Source organism: Paenisporosarcina antarctica (assembly GCF_004367585.1).
In the GTDB taxonomy this organism is placed as follows: Bacteria; Bacillota; Bacilli; order Bacillales_A; family Planococcaceae; genus Paenisporosarcina; species Paenisporosarcina antarctica.
Window position 1 is genome coordinate 2,766,115 of sequence record NZ_CP038015.1, and the last position, 20,337, is coordinate 2,786,451.

Genomic DNA, 20,337 nt, shown 5'->3' on the forward strand with positions numbered 1-20,337 from the left:
CGGTATTCTTTTGTCTCTACTAACTGACAATTCTATCATATAGAACTTCTAATTACATCTTTTTTCACGTGGAAAAGACGCCATGACGTGTCTAACGTCATGGCGTCTTTTCTGGTTGTACTACTTTTTTCTTCCACATTTGTTTCGTCGCTTCCCCGCCTCTAATATGTCGGATAGATTTATGATAAGCGAGAATTTCACTTACTTCTTTGGCCAGTGGTTCATTCACTAGTTTTAAGCGTTCTGTTAAATCTTTGTGCACTGTGCTTTTCGAGTAGCCCGATTTCTTTGCAACCGCGCGTACTGTCAAGCCAGTTTCCTGCACTAATTCACCAAGGTCAAGGCAACGTTTCCGGATCTGTTCGTGCAAGTCCGCATCCTTCCGTACCGAACGATTCTTATACCGTATGCCTTAAACTTTGAAATTAGAACGCTAAGTACGTTCGTGGATTCATAACTTCGCCTTTATCATCAAAAACTTCGAATTGTAAATGAATGCCCGCTGTTGGGTTAAATTCATTTTCAGTTGAGGTTGCCATAGCTTGCCCTTGTTTCACAACATCGCCAGTTTTCACTAAAATTTCAGTGACGGAACGATAAACTGTGAGATACCCATTTTCATGTTCAACAATAATCTCGTCACCAATAAATGGATCTAGATTAACTTCTTTTACTGTTCCACTCATGGCAGATACGACTTCAAACGGTTGACCTTCAATCGAAATTGAAACACCGCTATTTGTTTCGTAAGTTTGGTTGAATACAAGAAGAGAGTTCTCTTGCGATTCTTTAGAAGCTTCAGTGTCATAGAAATCTTGTAAAATCGTCATTTGATCAAGCATTGCTTCATCAAATGGGAATTTCATGTTCTCTTTTTGAGCTGTTACAGGAACTTTCGCTTCTTCACCATTTGGATTTATTACTAGACCAGAATCTGCGACATCACTCTCTGGGCCGACAAACGCATTATAACCCCAAATCATGCCTACAAATAATAGCGAAAACCCAACGTAGATTGACGGCCAAAGCCACTTGTTCTTTTTACTCTTGATTTTTACTAGAGAAGGATTATTAGATTTTTCCTCTCGCATATTCATCACCTCTTGTTGCTAGTGTTGTCAGCGATTTAATTTTTTAAACATGCAGATTGAATAGATTGGAAATTTTTTATTTCTGTCTTTGGATAATAGTGCTTTAAGATCGATTCCACCTTGCTTCCTTCCTGTGCCATTGCGTTAGCCCCGTATTGACTCATCCCTACCCCATGCCCGTATCCTTTCGTTGCTACGGTAATGAGATTAGGGTTGGATGTATCAATTTCAAAATCTGTTGACGGGAGCCCTAAAACTTCTCGAATTTCACGGCCTGTCCATTCGTGTTGTGTAGTAGTCATTTGTTGAATTCGTTGTGATTTATTTTCTGTCAATACCATCTTTTTGAAGTGATCAGCTGTCCAAGTAAAGCCAAATGCATCGTTCCATTCTTTCAATGTAAATGATTTTGACTGGTTAAACTTAGGAGAAATTGTATCTCCTTTACTGTCCGTTGAAATCAAATAAGGAATTTCATTGCCACTATATCCTTCTGCGCTTTCCGTCATTCCGTTACTGGTTGAAAAGAACATCGCCGTAATGGGTTCATTATTGTACGTAATAATTTTAGAAGCTGTTTGGGTGACTGCTTGTGTGATATTTAGAGGAGGTTTACGTTCGCTAGGGGAAAGGAACGCTTGATGTGAAGTCGTTGGTTTAATAGAAGTTGCTCCGAAGTTTGTTGTTTTGAGTGCAAATGTGCGAGCTGCAATGGCTTGTGCTTTTAAAGCCTCTAACTGAAACGTAGACGGCATTTCCGCTTGAACTACACCTGCAATGTATTCTTCTAATGGAAGAGGCTCAGCAAGCCCTTCAACACGAATCATTACGGGATCACACGCAATAGCGGTTTCGGTTTTAGATTCAGATTTTGGTACTTGCTGTTGTTGCTTTGGTATCTTTTTTATTAATTCCAGTGGCAGGAGAAATAATGCGAGACATACAATTATAACGGCTAGGTATCTCATGAACTGATTGTATGAAAATAACGCCCACTTTATGATTGACTGAACTCGAATAGATTTTCACAACCCTGTTTTAAAAATTACCTACTATAATTAAAACCTTGGTTTCCAAATCGCCATAGCCGGCAATCTTGCTGCAAATATAACCTAGAGCATGAATTCGAAGCAAGAAGTGACGTTGTCAATTATTGCATCAATCGTTCTATAGGCAATCTCGCGGCGGATTGTTCGTCCGTCGCTCTCCTATAACCTTCACGTGTACAGGACTTTAAGTTTGGTTTATCTAGAGAATAAACCTAGTTCCTTGTAAAACAGATGAAAATACAATTTCGACCGATTTCTACTCATTTTGAAGTATCTGCAGTCCGCAAACCCACAGTCTGGAAATTTGTAAAGCTGTGTTTTTCACTCATTCAGTCGCTTTTCAAACACAATTCCCCATCGATTTGAGGACAACATCGGCATGTGAATTCCCACAGGAGCGTAGCGAAAACAAAAGCATTTTAGCTCTTTCCCTCCCAGCAAAACCCGCCAATCACTGCGGCGTGGCCATGAATCACTTCATCCTTTCTACTATTTAGGTACGAAATCTTGATTTGTACTGCCGGATGCCTCCGCCAGCTATTTTTGTGACAAGAAGTGATGGATATCGTTTCCATTATTTCACTATTACAACGTGACGCTCAATTTTTACAACGTGAACTCACTTTTTTACAACTTCACCTTCAATAATTACAACGTAACTCCTCATAATTACAACTGAGCCTTCGCTCGACAAGAGATAGTATATTTCAATACCCGACAATTACTGAGGCAGGGATACCGTGATCCATCATTTTTACAACTGAACTATCAATCGACAAGATACTTGCTTTAATTCAAAAAAACCCTTCATCTAGGTATAAGATGAAGGGTTTTGGAATAGGATAGTATAAGGACATTAAACTGTTTGCATTACTACCTCATCAGATGATTCAGTTGAAACACGTTCAATATCTGCACCAAGTGCTGCTAATTTCAAGTGGAAATTCACATAACCACGATCTAAATGATAAAGCTCAGTCACACGTGTTACGCCTTCTGAAGCTAAACCAGCTAAGATTAATGCTGCTGCTGCACGTAAATCAGTTGCTGCCACTTCTGCACCTTGAAGGTTAGATGGTCCTTGCATAATTACTGATCGGCCATCAATTTTGATGTTACCGTTCATGCGACGCAATTCTTCCACATGCATAAAGCGGTTTTCAAAGACAGTTTCAGTTATCATACCATTACCTGTAGCCGTTAACATCAATGCCATTACTTGAGATTGCATATCAGTAGGGAAACCCGGGTGAGGCATTGTTTTAATATCAACAGATTTCAATGTTTTATCTACACGAATACGAAGTCCGTCTTCTTCTTCATTAATATGAACGCCCATTTCCTTCATTTTAGCAATAAGTGCTGTCATATGTTCAGGAATTGCGTTCACGATTGTTACATCACCTTTTGTGATAGCTGCCGCTACCATAAATGTACCTGCTTCTATGCGATCAGGAATAATATGGTGGAGTGTACCTTCAAGTTCGTAAACACCTTCAATACGAATTGTGTCCGTTCCTGCACCGATAACTCGGCCACCCATTTCGTTTATGAAGTTTGCTAAATCGACAATTTCTGGCTCTCTAGCTGCATTTTCAATAAATGTCGTACCTTCTGCAAGTGCTGCAGCAGACATAATATTTTCTGTTGCGCCAACACTAGGGAAGTCTAAATAGATTTTAGCACCTTTTAAACGACCATCAATTTTTGCTTCAACATATCCGTGACCGAACGAAATTTCCGCTCCCATCGCTTTAAATCCTTTTAAATGCTGATCAATTGGACGTGACCCAATGGCACAGCCACCTGGAAGTGAAACTCTAGCAAAGCCATTACGCGCTAAGATTGGTCCCATTACTAATATAGATGCACGCATTTTACTCACATATTCAAATTCGGCTTCACTTGACAACGTTGATGATGAATCAATGATGACTTCATTTTTTTCTGGGAAATATTCAACTGTAGCTCCCAGACTTTTTAATACTTCATTAATCGTATAAACATCCGCTAAGTTTGCTACATCACGAATAATGTTCTTGCCTTTCGTGGCTAATAGAGCTCCTGCTAAAACCGGTAATACCGCATTTTTAGCACCCTCTACTCGTACTTTACCAATTAACTTGTGTCCGCCTTTTACAACAATTTTTTCCAAAACATGACCCTCCAAATTCTCTATTATGATTTTACTCTATGTGTGTCGATTTATATCGTATGATGTCAGTTATAAGGAATAAAACATTACTTATGTTACAGTCATTTTGTGTATTACACAAGTAACGATACACTCATTTTAAAAAAGATTTATTACAAAGAATGGTCTTATATAATACGTTAATTCCGAGTGCTTTGTGTGGGTCAAAAATGAAACTCTTTCAAACTCTTAATCCTTAAGTGACTACATTTACATTTCCCTATTTTAATAGACTTAAAACATACTTCGACAATTTATTTCCCGGGGAATATTTTATTCTCTCCATGGCCATAGCTACGAAACATTCATCTTTATGGGCACAAAGAGAACGAATCACGAAAATATGTAAGGCAATTGTCTTGACCAACCGGACATCGATAAGAAAAAGTTAGACACTGATGCGCCAATAGCAATACTTACTAGAATATATAAAACTTGCACCTGAAAAACATGGTTTTTTTTCACGACTTTTTCTAACATAACTGCACGTAATGCAAAGAAAGTAATGCCAATAAAGAAGGCATGTGATAAAACGCCTACGAGTGCTTGTTGCCCAATTTGGTTGTACATAGGATTGACTCCTTTCAAAGTTAAGTTGTTACACACAATCAATCTTTGGGAGTTCGATTATCATGATTATATGAATTCAATACTAGATGCTCAATAAAAAAGCGAGTCGAAGAGAGTTGCTCTCATCGACTCGCCCTATTTTTTTAGATGTTACCCTCATAAACGTTGATACGATTCATCGCGCGTTTCAATGCAAGTTCCGCACGTTTGAAATCGACGTCGTCTTTTTTAGTTAAATTCAGACGTTCTTCAGCACGTTTCACTGCTTCTTTAGCTCGGATTAAGTCGATGTCTTGTGAGACTTCAGCTGCTTGAGCTAAGATCGATACTTGGTCTGGTCGGATTTCGAGGAAACCACCGCTTACTGCGACGATGTCTGTTTGTCCGTCTTTTTTCAAACGAATGGCGCCCATTTCAAGTGGAGCAACCATTGGTATGTGTCCAGGTAAAACACCGATTTCACCGGTTACTGTGTTAGCAATGATCATGTTGACTTCAGAATCGTATACTGGGCCGTCGGGAGTGACAATATTGACTTTTATGGTCTTCATTTTTTCCCCTCCTGGTCCCTGTTATTAAACTTCAACGCCTAAACTTTTAGCTTTAGCAACAACTTCTTCAATGCGTCCAACTAAACGGAAAGCATCTTCAGGTAAGTGGTCATATTTGCCTTCAAGAATTTGTTTGAATCCTTGAACCGTTTCTTTTACAGGAACGTATGAACCTTTTTGACCAGTAAATTGCTCTGCTACGTTAAAGTTTTGAGATAAGTAGAACTGAATACGACGCGCTCGGTTAACCGTTTGCTTGTCTTCATCAGATAACTCATCCATACCAAGAATCGCAATGATATCTTGAAGTGCTTTGTAACGTTGTAAAGTTGATTGAACTTGACGAGCTACTGAGTAGTGCTCTTCGCCAACGATTTCAGGTGACAATGCACGTGAAGTTGAAGCCAAAGGATCTACTGCTGGGTAAATACCCATTTCAGATAGTTTACGTTCTAAGTTTGTTGTTGCATCTAAGTGAGCAAATGTTGTTGCAGGAGCTGGATCCGTGTAATCATCCGCAGGTACGTAAATCGCTTGAATAGATGTTACTGAACCTAGGTTTGTAGACGTAATACGCTCTTGCAATTGACCCATTTCTGTAGCAAGTGTTGGTTGGTAACCAACTGCTGATGGCATACGACCTAGTAAGGCTGAAACCTCAGAACCTGCTTGAGTGTAACGGTAAATGTTATCAATGAACAATAGTACATCAGCACCTTGGTCATCACGGAAATATTCAGCCATTGTCAAAGCAGTCAAAGCAACACGCATACGTGCACCTGGCGGCTCGTTCATTTGTCCAAATACTAATGCTGTTTTCTTGATTACGCCAGAATCGCTCATCTCGTGGTATAAGTCATTTCCTTCACGCGTACGCTCTCCAACACCAGCGAATACCGAAATACCACCGTGCTCTTGTGCGATGTTGTTAATTAATTCTTGGATTAAAACAGTTTTACCTACACCGGCACCACCGAATAAACCGATTTTACCACCTTTAATGTAAGGAGCTAATAAGTCTACTACTTTGATACCCGTTTCAAGAATTTCAATTTCAGTTGAAAGTTCATCAAACGTTGGTGCTAGACGATGAATTGGATCACGACGATTTTCAACCGGAATTTCTTCGCCTAAGTCAATTATTTCACCAAGTACGTTAAATACACGACCTAGAGTGATGTCACCAACTGGAACGGTAATTGCCGAACCAGCATCTGTAACTTCCGTACCACGCTTTAAGCCATCTGTAGATGACATAGCTACGGTACGGACAGAGTCGTCACCAAGGTGTAACGCAACTTCAAGAGTTAACTTAGTTGGTGCTTGGTTTGGACGTTCGATCGTAACTGTCAATGCATTATAAATTGCAGGTAAGTGGCCGTTGTCAAACTTTACGTCAACAACGGGACCCATTACTTGAAGAACGTGTCCTTTGTTCATAGTAGTTCCCTCCTATCTAACTTACTAATTCTATTCTAGAGCCGCTACGCCGCCAACGATTTCCGTAATTTCTTGGGTAATTGCAGCTTGACGTGCACGGTTATATTGTAATGTTAATGAGCTAATTAATTCACTTGCGTTATCAGTTGCACTTTGCATTGCTGTCATACGTGCAGCATGTTCACTTGCTTTGCCGTCTAGTAAAGCACCGTAAATTAAGCTTTCTGCATATTGTGGAAGTAACACTTCAAGAATGGCATCGGCTGAAGGCTCGAATTCATATGAAGCAGTTGCAGTTGCACTAGATTTAGCGATGTCCGTTAACGGTAGCACCTTTTTCTCTGTAACTTCTTGTAGAATGGCGCTAACATAGTGGTTGTAGTACATATAAAGTTCATCATACGTACCTTCTGTGAACATACCAACAGCTTTGCGCGCAATTTCCTTAATATCAGCAAATGAAGGTTGGTCAGGTAAAGCGATCATGCTTTCAATAACTGTAAGTCCGCGTTTCGTGAAATATTCAAGTCCAATACGTCCAATTGCAAATATTACATATTGGTCGCTTGATGTGTGACGTTCTTTAATAGCGTTCGTCACAGCACGTAAAGCGTTACTGTTGTAAGCACCTGCAAGTCCACGGTCAGATGTAATGACTAGGTATGCAGTTTTCGCTACAGGACGATAAGTTAACATTGGATGTCCACTATCTTGTGTACCTGATGCAATTGCTGTTACGACTTCCTGGATTTTCGCCATGTACGGAACGAATGATTTCGCATTCAATTCTGCACGGTTCAATTTAGAAGCCGACACCATTTGCATTGCCCTTGTAATTTGACTCGTTTGCTTTGTTGATGTTATTCGGCCTTTTATGTCGCGTAATGATGCCACTGGTAATTCACCACCTTATCGTTTTTTATTCATCCAAAAAGATTACTCTGATTTTGCAAATGTCTTTTTAAACGCTGAGATCGCGTTTACTAAGTCTTCGTCAGCAGGAAGATCTTTTGTTGTACGGATGTGATCTAAAACGTTTGTGTGGTTTGAATCTAACCAGCTGTGCAATTCGCTCTCAAAGCGAACGATATCTTGAACTGGGATTTCATCTAAGTGACCACGTGTTAGAGCGTAAAGAATAATAACTTGTTTTTCAACCTTAAGCGGTTTGTTCAAGCCTTGTTTCAATACTTCTACTGTACGTACGCCACGGTTAAGTTTCCCTTGTGTAACTTTATCAAGGTCAGAACCGAATTGAGAGAATGCTTCAAGTTCACGGAATGCAGCTAAGTCAAGACGAAGTGTACCCGCAACTTTTTTCATTGCTTTAATTTGAGCTGAACCACCAACACGTGATACAGATAAACCTGCGTTAATTGCTGGACGAACACCTGAGAAGAATAAATCAGATTGCAAGAAGATCTGTCCATCTGTAATCGAAATTACGTTCGTTGGAATGTAAGCAGAGATATCTCCAGCTTGTGTTTCAACGAATGGAAGAGCTGTAATTGAACCTGCTCCCAGTGTTTCATTCAACTTAGCAGCGCGTTCTAATAAACGGCTGTGTAGGTAGAATACATCCCCTGGATATGCTTCACGGCCTGGAGGACGACGAAGTAATAATGAAAGTTCGCGGTAAGCAGCAGCTTGTTTAGATAAATCATCATAAACAACCAATACGTGCTTGCCTTCGAACATGAACTCTTCAGCCATAGTTATTCCTGTATATGGTGCTAGGAATAATAGTGGAGCTGGTTGTGATGCTGAAGCTGTAACAACGATTGTGTATTCTAATGCGCCGTTTTTACGAAGCGTTTCAACTACGTTACGAACAGTCGATTCTTTTTGACCGATTGCTACGTATATACAAATCATGTTTTGGTCAGCTTGATTTAAAATTGTATCAATTGCAACAGATGTTTTACCTGTTTGACGGTCACCGATGATTAACTCACGTTGACCACGGCCGATTGGTACTAATGCATCAATCGCTTTGATACCCGTTTGCAATGGCTCATGAACCGATTTACGGGCCATAACACCTTGTGCTGGGCTTTCGATTGGACGTCTTTTCGTTGTGTTGATTGGGCCTAAGCCATCAACTGGTTGACCAAGTGGATTGACAACGCGGCCAATCAATTCTTGTCCAACTGGTACTTCCATAATACGGCCTGTACGACGTACTTCATCGCCTTCTTTGATATCTGCATATGGTCCTAGAATAACGATACCTACATTGTTAGCTTCTAAGTTTTGTGCCATACCCATAACACCGGTAGAGAATTCTATTAACTCTCCAGCCATGACGTTGTCGAGACCATGAGCACGAGCGATACCGTCACCAATTTGGATAACTGTACCCACATCGCTAACTTTCATCTCAGATTGATAATTTTCAATCTGCTGCTTTATCAAGACACTGATTTCTTCAGCTTTGATGCCCATGTATGTCACCTCTTCCATTTCATAATTTTAACCAATTAGTTCTTTTTTCAAGCGTTCTAACTTCGCACTAACACTGTTATCGAAAATACGGTTACCAATTTGTAAACGAATTCCACCAAGTAACGATGGATCGATTTCATTCTCAATACGTAAAGCTTTTTTCCCTACTTTGCTAGCAAATGCAGTTGAAATCGCTTCACGCTCAGCATCTGTTAAAGGTCGTGTTGAAAATACTTTCGCATCTACAATACCTTGAGCTGCGTTTGAAAGTTCTTCAAACTCAGTAACTACTGCTACCGTTTCGTTAATACGTTTATTGTCAATTAATAATTGTAGTGTGTTTACGATAAATGGATTGGCATTACTGAACAATTCACGAATTATTTCTTTTTTACGATCTAAAGAAAGCTTTGGTGAAGCGAGCAATACTGACAAATCCGGATTTTCTTTAAAGACAACTTTTACTTCACGTAAATCTTCTTCTACGTGAGTTAGTTGGTTATGCTCTTGTGCTAGTTGAAATAACGCAAGGGCGTAAGGTTTTGCTGTAGTTGATTGACTCATCCTACATCGCCTGCCTTCGCAATCGTTTCTTCTATTAACGCACGGTTATCTTCCTCAGAAATTTGTTTTCCAAGAACTTTAGATGCGGCAAGTACAGATAGAGAAACAACTTGCCCACGTACTGCTGCTATTGCTTTTTCTTTCTCTGTTTCAATCTCACGGACAGCTGATTCTTTCATGCGATTCGCTTCAGCGCGTGCAACAGTGACAATTTCTCCACGTTGTACTTCGCCTTGTTTCTTAGCGTTTTCAACAATCGCTTGTGCTTCCGTTCGTGCTACTTTTAATAAACTATTTTGTTGTTCTAATAATTTACCTGACTCTATGCGGCTATTTTCAGCTGCTTCGATTTCATTCGCAATTAATTCTTCACGTTGTGTCATTATGCCCATCAATGGACCCCATGCGAATTTCTTCAGCAATAGCATCAAAATGATGAAAATAATTAAGGTAGTAAAGATGTCACCAGTGTTCAGCAAAGCCACTTCACCTTCAGTGGCATTCAGTACTAGGTAGTCTAAAAACACGATTGTTTCACTCCCTTCCAGAACTTTATTCTATGTGTGATGCTAAAAATTTGATTTATTGAATAATAAGTATCTCAAAGATGTTTACTTCTCAAAAATTAATGGCGAAGAATACTTCGCCATTTCAAAAATTTTAGATTAACGGTTTAATACGATAAACGCGATAACTGCTGCAATGATTGGAAGTGCCTCAACTAATGCAACACCGATGAACATTGTTGTTTGAAGAACGCCACGAGCTTCTGGTTGACGAGCGATACCTTCTACTGTTTTTGAAACGATCATTCCGTTACCAATACCTGCACCAAGTGCACCTAAACCAATTGCTATCGCTGCTGCTAAAAGACCAACTGAACCTACCATAATAATAATTTCCTCCTTGGAATATACATTTTTTTTTTGTTATTTGCTCAAATAAATGAACATTATATTAATGATCGCGGCTCACTTTGTGTGCCATATAGACCATCGTTAACATAACGAAGATAAACGCTTGGATTGCTCCTATAAAGATCGAGAAACTTTGCCAAGCAAGTGTTGGTACGAGTACGCCCATAAATCCTAAAATACCTGCAGAGCCTAAACCTAAACCAGCTAGTAAGCCCAGAAGGATTTCTCCTGCGTAGATATTCCCGTAAAGACGAAGACCAAGTGTCAACGTATTTGCGAACTCTTCAATAATTTTTAAAGGTGCTAAGAACGGTAGTGGACGTAAAAAGTCTTTTCCGTATTCTTTCACGCCTTTCATTTGAATCGCATAGAAATGAGTTAAAATAACGACCATTGAAGCAAGTGTCATAGCAACAAGTGGGTCAGCTGTTGGCGATTTCCACCAAAGTTCGCCTTTAATTATGACTGAAAATGGAAGACCTAACATGTTTGCGACAAATATAAACATAATTAGTGTAATTCCAAGTACATGGAATCTACCACCCGTTTTCCAGTCCATGTTGCTTTTGATAATACCCTTTACGAAGTCCATTACCCACTCCATAAAGTTTTGCATACCGGTTGGTTTCACACTTAATTTACGTGTTGAGATAACAGCAATTAAGAAAACAATTAGTGCGGTAACCGATAGCATCAAAACGTTAGATAGATTGAACGTCAGCCCAAGCCATACAACGGTTGGATTGTCATGATGCACGATTCATTCACCTCTCTTTCACAATTCGTTTAATGGTGTTTCACATGGTATACAATTCTGTCTACAAGTAAGTAAACATACGGAATCATCAACCCGATGACCGTGCTAGCTAAGTGAATATGTTCGGGGATGGATATGGCAATCGCGACAGCCGCAATACCCGAGGCGAACCTAAGTGCAGTGCCAAGCGACGCTACTTTCTTCCCTTCACTTAAGGAGCGGTCGAATTTTTCCAATCTCCGTACGAGGAGCCAAAAATTATACAACCCGAATAGGGAGCCTATTGCTAAGCCAGCAAACACCGATTGGACAGGTGTAAAACCCCATCCGAGTGCACAGAATGCGAGCAAAAAAAATACGAGTTTCTTTTGCCTTGCGTAAACTTGCTGTAAATCTTGCATAGGTTATGTATCTCCTGAACCGTATTTTCGAAAGGACAGAATCATGACTGTCACACCAGTATCTAGTCCAATGAACAGACACAGCACTAAAAAATAACGGGGTGGTGTCTATTTCGCGTGTAGCCACATAGTTGTGAACACGTCGAGTAAAATAGAACCAACAAGTTGTGAGACAATAGCCGACTATAAGGCTATTACTTATAAAGAACCTCTTGTTATACGCATGATAACCCCTAAGTTTTTACAAAATACGCAAAAACCGCGAATCTAATAGAAAGTAGATATGACAGGCTTTCAAAGCGTCGTTACTGATGAGAACCTTCTGAATTATATCCTTGATAAGCATACAATAGGGCTAAAATGATGTCAATTGATTCCCTAGATTAACTTCACAATGTCTTCACACTTGACATATTGTAGACAAATTCATGAACAGCGGGCTCAGTTGTTATGAAATTCAGGTAATTTAGACTACATTTATTCAATATATTATTATATTATCGTAATATACTTTGTCGAGATTTAAGGGATGTTCAGGAGTGGAGATCGATTGTTTTATACTCGTTTATTTGGATTTGACCCCATTTTCTAGGTGTTTATCCCTGTTCACGATTGCTTTATTCCCTTTAACCGCGCTTTAAAAAACAAAAAGGCTGCCGAGGCAGCCCTAATTTTCTATTTAGTTAAATAGATTTTTAATGCTTCGACGATGCGTCTTGATGCTTGTCCGTCACCATAAGGATTTGAAGCTTGTGACATGGATGCATAAGTTGCTTCATTCGTTAGCAACTCTTTTGCTAAGCCATAAATTGTTTCCTCATCAGTACCCGCTAACTTCAATGTACCTGCTGCAATTCCTTCAGGACGTTCTGTTGTATCGCGTAATACAAGGACTGGCTTACCTAAAGAAGGTGCTTCTTCCTGAACGCCCCCTGAATCCGTCAATATAATGAAGGAACGTGATGCAAAGTTATGGAAATCTAGTACGTCTAGAGGTTCTATTAAGTGAATGCGTGGGTCGTTACCCAGTACTTCATTCGCTATTTCTCTAACAACTGGATTCATATGAACTGGATACACAACTTGTACATCATCATGTTCTTCAATTAATCGCTTAATTGCACGGAACATGTTGCGCATTGGATCTCCTAAGTTTTCTCGTCGGTGAGCAGTTAATAAAATCATGCGGTCTGTACCGATTTGTTCCAACACCGGATGCGTATACTCTTCACGGACCGTTGTTTTCAATGCGTCAATGGCCGTGTTGCCAGTAACGACGATTGAATCTTCCGGTTTGTTTTCACGGCGAAGGTTAGCAGCCGATACTTCCGTTGGTGAGAAATGAATATCAGCCATCACACCTGTTAATTGTCGGTTCATTTCTTCTGGGTACGGTGAATACTTGTTAAACGTACGAAGTCCCGCTTCCACGTGACCAACCGCGATTTGATTATAAAATGCCGCTAAGCTAGCAATAAAAGTCGTTGTCGTATCGCCATGTACTAATACGATATCAGGCTTCGCTTCTTTCATGACTGCATCCAAACCTTCAAGTCCACGCGTTGTTACGTCGATTAATGTTTGGCGGTCTTTCATAATGTTCAAATCGAAGTCTGGCGTAATGCCAAATGTGTCTAATACTTGGTCAAGCATTTGACGATGTTGCGCAGTTACTGTGACGATGGATTCGATTTCATCTGTATGTTTCTGAAGTTCTAAAACAAGTGGTGCCATTTTTATTGCTTCTGGTCGAGTTCCAAAAATCGTCATGACTTTAAATTTTTTAGTCATCAGCTAAGCACATCCTAACACTTATTTTGTTCCAAACAAACGGTCACCAGCATCGCCAAGTCCAGGCACGATATAGCCGTGGTCATCCAATTTTTCATCAAGTGCTGCAATATAAATGTCAACATCAGGATGTAGTTGTTTAATAACTTCTACACCTTCTGGAGCAGCTATTAAACACATAAACTTAATGTTTTTCGCTCCACGAGATTTAAGTGAATTAATTGCTGCAATTGCCGATCCACCTGTTGCTAGCATCGGGTCTACCAATATAAAATCACGCTCTTCAACATCCGCCGGGAGCTTCACATAATATTCAATAGGTTGTAAGGTTTCTGGATCACGGTACAATCCGATATGACCAACTTTAGCAGCAGGCATTAATTTCAAGATACCGTCTACCATGCCAATACCAGCACGTAGAATAGGCACGATGCCAAGTTTTTTTCCTGATAAGACTTTCGCTTTCGCTGTCGTTACAGGTGTTTCAACTTCTACGTCATCTAGTGGAAGATCACGTGTAATTTCGAAGGCCATCAATGTAGCTACTTCGTCCACCAATTCACGAAACTCTTTTGTACCCGTTCTCTTATCACGAATATAGGTTAATTTATGTTGGATTAATGGATGGTCAAATACGTATACTTTTCCCATTATGTCATCTCCTCTACGTTCAAACTTCATCTATTATAGCAGAAAAAAACGATAACGTTCTACTCGATTGTTATTTACACTTTTAAGAAAGTTTCGTTTATTAGACTATTTTGTGGTGGTAAAGGTTCCTTCTTGATTTAATTGGTTTTGTTTTTTGCTGCGCTGCTGTTTGGGCAGAGTAAACTTCGTTTAAAAATGGCATCTGCGATTTTAATCCTGTTCATCTTGATTTAATCCCGTTCGCACGTTGTTTATTTCTTTTCACGATCACTTTATTCCCGTTCAAAATTTGTTTATTCCTGTTCAACTCCCATTTAATCCCATTCGCCCAATTTCTCCCACAAAAATAACCTGAAACACGTAGTGTGTAGGGGGCTAATTGGTTTGGTTTTCGCTTCGCTGCTGTTAGAGCAGAGTAAACTTCGTTAGGAAGTGACAGCGGCAATTTTATTCCTGTTCATTTTGATTTAATCCCGTTCGCACGTTGTTTATTCCTGTTCACGATCACTTTAATCCTGTTCATACTCCGTTTATTCCTTTTCAACTCCTATTTAATCCCATTCGCCCAATTTCTCCCACAAAAATACCCCGTAACACGCAGTGTGTAGGGGGCTAATTGGTTTTGGTTTTCGCTTCGCTGCTGTTAGAAAACAGAGTTATAACTTTCCTTTCAATTTATTAAAGTTATTAGATAGAATAGATATCTATTTATTATCATTCATGTAATTTAGCATATACTCCCGTTTTTTCTTAGAACCTGATGAATCAACATTTAATTTCTCTAGAATTACAGATGCCTGTTTACAGGTTTCAATATGAAGAAAACGTCTGCATTCTTTATTGTTTATTTTCCTATCAATCAACATAGCAAAATCGTTAAATGCATTTAGATGCCCTATTTTTGTGGTCTCACCACATTTTTGACATCTCCACTCCCGATATAACTTATTTACAGTAAATTCAGAGCAGAATTTACAATTGACGCCAGTAATAATATCTTTAGGTTCTATAAAATAATTAGTTGTTATTGGAAAGGGATTGTATTCCTGATGGGCCATTAGAATAGTATTTAATAGTGTATTTACCTGTTCAGGATTTAATTTCACTTCTGTTCTAGGACGTGTACGTATATAATGCGGCAATTCCTGTAATCCCATAATTGGAATTTCTGTTTCATCAAACTGAAGGGAACGATTTGCATCTTTAAAAATAATTACCCGATTGATAGGTATATCGATATTTCTCATATCAAAAAAATCCTGCAACAAGTCGGTTATCTCAATTACTTGTCCTATTGGATTTTTATAATAATCAATTTGACCAGAAGTTAACGTTCTTTCTAGCTGAGGATGATTTTTACGAATTTTAATGTGACCGCCGATATTTTTCATTTCTAAAATAATTACATAATATGGCGTGATTATTAAAGAATCAATCTGAAACCAAGCTGAAGAGTAAAGATGTAGATCGTGTAAAACATAGTAATCAAATCTAAATTTTACTCGTTCAAAAAGTTTATTTAATAATTCCTCTCCTTTTATACCGGATACGATTTGCCTTTGCAACCCGTCTAAAAAAGTATATTGGGGATGCAAAGGAGTTAGCCGCCGAATAGCTGCCTCCACTCCCAATAGTTTCAAAGAATCCGAACGATATTTCATTATCATTATTTATCTCCTCTCATAACAGTTTCTTAACTTAAATTTTATTACAAGACACTTTTTTTTACATCTAAGATAGGCAAACTTGAATTTTGACTATGCTTATTAGAGGGAAAATTCATTTTTACTATAAAATAATCAGGGATTTTTAAAATTTGGGGTTTTGGAAGTTTTGCTAATTGGTTTTTTTCGCTTTGCTGCTGTTAGAGCAGAATAAACTTCGTTTGAAAGTGCATCTGCAATTTTAATCCTGTTCATTTTGATTTAATCCCGTTCGCACGTTGTTTAATCCTGTTCACGATCACTTTATTCCCGTTCAAAATTCGTTTAATCCTGTTCAACTCCTGTTTAATCCCATTCGCCCAATTTCTCCCACAAAAATCCCCCGTAACACGTAGTGTGTAGGGGGCTAATTGGTTTTGTTTTCGCTTCGCTCGTGTTAGAGCAGAGTAAACTTCGTTAGGAAGTGACATCTGCAATTTTAATCCTGTTCATTTTGATTTAATCCCGTTCGCACGTTGTTTAATCCTGTTCACGATCACTTTATTCCCGTTCAAAATTCGTTTAATTCTGTTCAACTCCTGTTTAATCCCATTCGCCCAATTTCTCCCACAAAAATACCCCGTAACACGTAGTGTGTAGGGGGCTAATTGGTTTGGTTTTCGCTTCGCTGGTTTTAACAATGAAGATACAAACGTTTATTGTTCTTGCTTATCTAGAATTTTATCCATTTCGTCAAAAGGCATTGGTTTGTAGAAGTAGAAGCCTTGACCACGTTTGCATCCAATGGCACTTAGGATACTTAGTTGATCAGCTGTTTCTATACCTTCTGCGATAGATTCCATATTTAAATTAGTGGCGAGTTGGACTATGGTTCGAACAATCGCAAGTGTACCACCGCTATCAATATTTGAGATAAAGCTTCGATCAATTTTAATTTCACTTACTGGTAATTGTTGCAAGTAACTGAGAGATGAAAAGCCCATGCCAAAATCATCGATAGAGCTTTCAAAACCAGCTAATTTCAATTGTTCGAAAATAGTCTTAGCTAGTTCAAAGTCTACCATGCCAATACTTTCGGTAATTTCTATGCGTAAATATTTTGCTTCAATGTCGTAATCTTTTACGGCTTTACGTAAATCTGCGACAAAATATGGATGGAAAAAGTGATCAGTTGAGATATTTATTGCAACCGGTAATAATTGTTTGCCCAGTTTCTTGCGTTTTTGAAGCCATTCTAATACTTTAACTAAAGTGATTTGATCTAGCGTCCTAATTTTCCCAGAGTTTTCAGCGGCTTGAATGAAGACGTCTGGTGGTACTTGTCCAAGTTCAGGTGAAGACCATCTTGCCAGTGCTTCAAATGAAAAGATCTTACCGCTTTGCAAATCTACTTTCGGTTGGACATGAACATCAAATTCATTTTTTTGTAGAGCATGTGACAAATGATTGGCAATCGACAATTTCCGCTTAGTCTCTTCTTCTTGATCAACTGTGAAAAATGATAACGCATTGCCAGCTCTTTTTTTCGCGTCAGAAATGGCCGTATCTGCAAAGCGAATTAGTTCTTCACTATCGATTGATTTACCATGAAAAGGTGTTACACCAATTTTCATCGTGACAAATACTTCATCTTCTCCAAGTAGAAAAGGATCGTTGACAATATTCATCATGTCGTTCGTGTAACGTTCAATTTCAGACGATGGAATTAAACTTGCAATTACTAATGTAGGACTAGCGAAACGCGCAATGACATCACCTAGTTTGCAAATTCGTTGCATGCGATTAGACATTTGTTTAATTAAATCATCTCCAGCTGCTCGACCATAAACATCACCGATATGTGCAAACTCAGATGACTCAATCATCGCGACGAACCCTGGTTCATCTTCTGCTAATAGATCTTTTAATTCATTGATAAAATAATGACGATTAGGAATACCTGTATCGGCATCCATATAAGCGAGCTGCAACACTTCTTCTTGATGATCCAAATACTTCACGGCAAGTGAAATGAGTGGAGCTAACCGTTGCATGAACTCTATATCTACTTCACGTGGCTTACTGGGTTTTGTAAAATATGTTGCAATAGTTCCTACTACTTTATTTTCCTGTGTCAAGATTGGAATAGACCAACAAGCACGCAATCCGTGAGCAAGTGCAGTTTGTTTATAATCAATCCAAAGTGGGTCCGTTTCTATATCTTTAACGATTACTGGTTTTTTTAGATAAGCTGATGTGCCACATGACCCTTTGTTTCTGCCGATTTTCATACCATGAATGACTTGGTTATAGCTTTCTGGTAACGATTTAGCCGCTGTTATTAGTAAACGGTCATTATTTAGCAATTGAATCGAGCATTTCGTCTGTTGTTGAAAAAAACTTTCAGCCACATCACATACTTTTTGAAGTAATACGTTTAATGCATATCCTTTTTCGATACCTTGATAAATTTCTTGTTGAACATCAAATAGTGCTTCTGTTTGTTTACGGCGGGTAACATCTATTTGAAGACCTATGTAATACAACAGCGTTCCTTGTTCATCACGTATTGGTTGGATAACTAATTCATTCCAAAATGGCGTTCCATCTTTTTGATAGTTTAATAGTTCTGTATGTATGGGAGTTCCTTTTGCAAGTTGCTGTTTTATATCGTTACTTGCGAACTCGTTCGTATCGATGCCTTGTAGGAAACGGCAATCTTTTCCGAGTGATTCTTCTCGAGAGTACCCTGATAATTGCGAGAATTTATCATTTACATAGACCAGTTGGTTATTTTTATACTGTGGATTGCACACGACAAAACTCGTTTGATATTGGTCGCCTAAACGACATAACCCATCAAATAATAAATCTTTGCTTAATTCTCTTGGAAATTTCGTTTCCAATATCGGCACCCCTTTTACAAATCGACATACTACTATGTTAGAGGAAATCAACAAAAAAAGCTATATTTGATTGCTCAAATATAGCTAAATTACTAATTTTTCACAATATTATATTAGTTATACAATGGGAACTTTGAAGTTAATGCTGCTACGCGTTCCGCAGCTTCTTTGTGAATCGCTTCGTCTTCATGATTTTTCAATAATTTAGCCATGATAGACGCAATTTCTTTCATTTCTGGTTCCTTAAATCCACGTGACGTCACGGCAGGTGTTCCGATACGAATACCTGAAGTAACAAATGGGCTTAGTTGTTCGAAAGGAATGGTATTTTTATTTACGGTAATCCCTACTTCGTCCAATACTTTTTCCGCCACTTTACCTGTTAAGTTTAATGAACCTAAGTTAATAAGTAGTAAGTGGTTATCAGTACCACCAGAAACAATGTCAATACCTTCATCAATCAAATAGTTCGCTAAAGCTTTTGCATTTTTGACGACTTGTTGAATATACGCTTTAAATTCTGGTTGTTGTGCTTCACCGAATGCTACAGCTTTAGAAGCGATGACGTGCATTAATGGACCACCTTGAATTCCTGGGAAAATTGTTTTATCAATTTTCTTAGCAAATTCTTCAGTTGTTAAAATTAATCCACCACGTGGACCACGAAGTGTTTTATGTGTCGTTGACGTAACAAAATGAGCGTGTGGAACTGGGTTTGGATGTTCTCCAGCTGCAACTAAACCAGCAATGTGTGCCATATCAACCATCAAGTAAGCACCTACTTCGTCCGCAATTTCACGGAATTTAGCAAAATCAAGTGTACGAGAATAAGCACTAGCTCCCGCAACAATCATTTTCGGTTTATGTTCCAAGGCTTTTTCACGAACTTCTGAGTAATCAATCGTTTCTGTCACTTCGTCAACACCATATTCAACAAAGTTGTATAAAATTCCACTAAAGTTAACGGATGAACCATGAGTTAAGTGCCCACCATGAGATAAATTCATACCAAGAACTGTATCGCCTTCTTTAAGTACCGTCATGTAAACCGCCATATTAGCTTGTGAACCTGAATGTGGTTGTACGTTTGCATGTTCTGCACCGAAAATTTCTTTCAAGCGGTCACGTGCAATATTTTCTACCGTATCGACGTGCTCACAGCCACCGTAATAACGTTTTCCAGGGTAACCTTCTGCGTACTTATTCGTTAATACAGACCCTTGAGCTTCCATTACTGCTTCTGATACAAAGTTTTCAGAGGCAATTAATTCAATATTCCCTTGTTGACGTGTTTTCTCCGCGTTCATGGCTTCAAAAACAGCTTTGTCTTGCTCAGCAATAATCTTCATGTGTCCATATCCCCTTTA

General features: G+C 38.8%; 19 protein-coding genes. All 19 read right to left on the reverse strand.

The features are described from left to right. Window positions 1-97: 97 nt before the first annotated feature. The gene (locus E2636_RS13390) at window positions 98-370 is read right to left on the reverse strand and encodes a sporulation transcriptional regulator SpoIIID (RefSeq protein WP_017382197.1); all 273 of its coding nucleotides are present in this window, start codon (window positions 368-370) and stop codon (window positions 98-100) included. A gap of 55 nt (window positions 371-425) precedes the next feature. Continuing rightward, window positions 426-1,091 (reverse strand): M23 family metallopeptidase, encoded by a 666-nt coding sequence (locus E2636_RS13395; RefSeq protein WP_134210646.1) that lies wholly within the window; start codon window positions 1,089-1,091, stop codon window positions 426-428. Window positions 1,092-1,126: 35 nt separating this feature from the next. Then, a complete protein-coding gene (gene spoIID / locus E2636_RS13400) occupies window positions 1,127-2,059 on the reverse strand; it encodes a stage II sporulation protein D (protein WP_134210647.1) in 933 nt (310 codons plus the stop codon). A gap of 937 nt (window positions 2,060-2,996) precedes the next feature. Beyond that, window positions 2,997-4,295, reverse strand: a complete 1,299-nt coding sequence (murA, locus tag E2636_RS13405) for a UDP-N-acetylglucosamine 1-carboxyvinyltransferase (protein ID WP_134210648.1) — start codon at window positions 4,293-4,295, stop codon at window positions 2,997-2,999. 372 nt (window positions 4,296-4,667) lie between these two features. Then, window positions 4,668-4,904, reverse strand: coding sequence for a DUF1146 family protein (locus E2636_RS13410; RefSeq protein WP_134210649.1), 237 nt, complete (start codon window positions 4,902-4,904; stop codon window positions 4,668-4,670). A gap of 143 nt (window positions 4,905-5,047) precedes the next feature. After that, a complete protein-coding gene (locus tag E2636_RS13415) occupies window positions 5,048-5,455 on the reverse strand; it encodes a F0F1 ATP synthase subunit epsilon (RefSeq protein WP_134210650.1) in 408 nt (135 codons plus the stop codon). Window positions 5,456-5,479: 24 nt separating this feature from the next. Continuing rightward, window positions 5,480-6,895 (reverse strand): F0F1 ATP synthase subunit beta, encoded by a 1,416-nt coding sequence (gene atpD / locus E2636_RS13420; protein WP_134210651.1) that lies wholly within the window; start codon window positions 6,893-6,895, stop codon window positions 5,480-5,482. Window positions 6,896-6,925: 30 nt separating this feature from the next. Then, the gene (gene atpG, locus E2636_RS13425; protein ID WP_134210652.1) at window positions 6,926-7,789 is read right to left on the reverse strand and encodes an ATP synthase F1 subunit gamma; all 864 of its coding nucleotides are present in this window, start codon (window positions 7,787-7,789) and stop codon (window positions 6,926-6,928) included. A gap of 42 nt (window positions 7,790-7,831) precedes the next feature. Then, window positions 7,832-9,340, reverse strand: a complete 1,509-nt coding sequence (gene atpA / locus E2636_RS13430) for a F0F1 ATP synthase subunit alpha (protein WP_134210653.1) — start codon at window positions 9,338-9,340, stop codon at window positions 7,832-7,834. A gap of 27 nt (window positions 9,341-9,367) precedes the next feature. Next, entirely contained in the window at window positions 9,368-9,904 is a 537-nt protein-coding gene (locus E2636_RS13435; protein ID WP_134210654.1) for a F0F1 ATP synthase subunit delta, read from the reverse strand. Then, a complete protein-coding gene (atpF, locus tag E2636_RS13440; RefSeq protein WP_134210655.1) occupies window positions 9,901-10,431 on the reverse strand; it encodes a F0F1 ATP synthase subunit B in 531 nt (176 codons plus the stop codon). Before atpF ends, E2636_RS13435 begins: the two co-directional genes overlap by 4 nt. Before the next feature lie 138 nt (window positions 10,432-10,569). After that, a complete protein-coding gene (gene atpE / locus E2636_RS13445; protein ID WP_017382143.1) occupies window positions 10,570-10,794 on the reverse strand; it encodes a F0F1 ATP synthase subunit C in 225 nt (74 codons plus the stop codon). 67 nt (window positions 10,795-10,861) lie between these two features. Then, a complete protein-coding gene (gene atpB, locus E2636_RS13450; protein ID WP_134210656.1) occupies window positions 10,862-11,578 on the reverse strand; it encodes a F0F1 ATP synthase subunit A in 717 nt (238 codons plus the stop codon). A gap of 29 nt (window positions 11,579-11,607) precedes the next feature. After that, complete coding sequence (locus E2636_RS13455; protein WP_134210657.1) at window positions 11,608-11,979, reverse strand: ATP synthase subunit I; 372 nt, start codon at window positions 11,977-11,979, stop codon at window positions 11,608-11,610. Window positions 11,980-12,654: 675 nt separating this feature from the next. Continuing rightward, entirely contained in the window at window positions 12,655-13,770 is a 1,116-nt protein-coding gene (gene wecB, locus E2636_RS13465; RefSeq protein WP_134210658.1) for a non-hydrolyzing UDP-N-acetylglucosamine 2-epimerase, read from the reverse strand. A 21-nt stretch (window positions 13,771-13,791) separates the two neighbouring features. Next, on the reverse strand, window positions 13,792-14,421 hold the full coding sequence (gene upp, locus E2636_RS13470; protein WP_017382147.1) for a uracil phosphoribosyltransferase: 630 nt from the start codon (window positions 14,419-14,421) through the stop codon (window positions 13,792-13,794). Window positions 14,422-15,125: 704 nt separating this feature from the next. Then, window positions 15,126-16,088, reverse strand: coding sequence for a nuclease-related domain-containing protein (locus tag E2636_RS13475; protein ID WP_134210659.1), 963 nt, complete (start codon window positions 16,086-16,088; stop codon window positions 15,126-15,128). Window positions 16,089-16,780: 692 nt separating this feature from the next. Beyond that, entirely contained in the window at window positions 16,781-18,970 is a 2,190-nt protein-coding gene (locus E2636_RS13480) for a bifunctional diguanylate cyclase/phosphodiesterase (protein ID WP_134210660.1), read from the reverse strand. A 113-nt stretch (window positions 18,971-19,083) separates the two neighbouring features. Next, window positions 19,084-20,319: a serine hydroxymethyltransferase gene (gene glyA, locus E2636_RS13485; protein WP_134210661.1), complete on the reverse strand. Its 1,236-nt coding sequence runs from the start codon at window positions 20,317-20,319 to the stop codon at window positions 19,084-19,086. Window positions 20,320-20,337 lie beyond the last annotated feature (18 nt).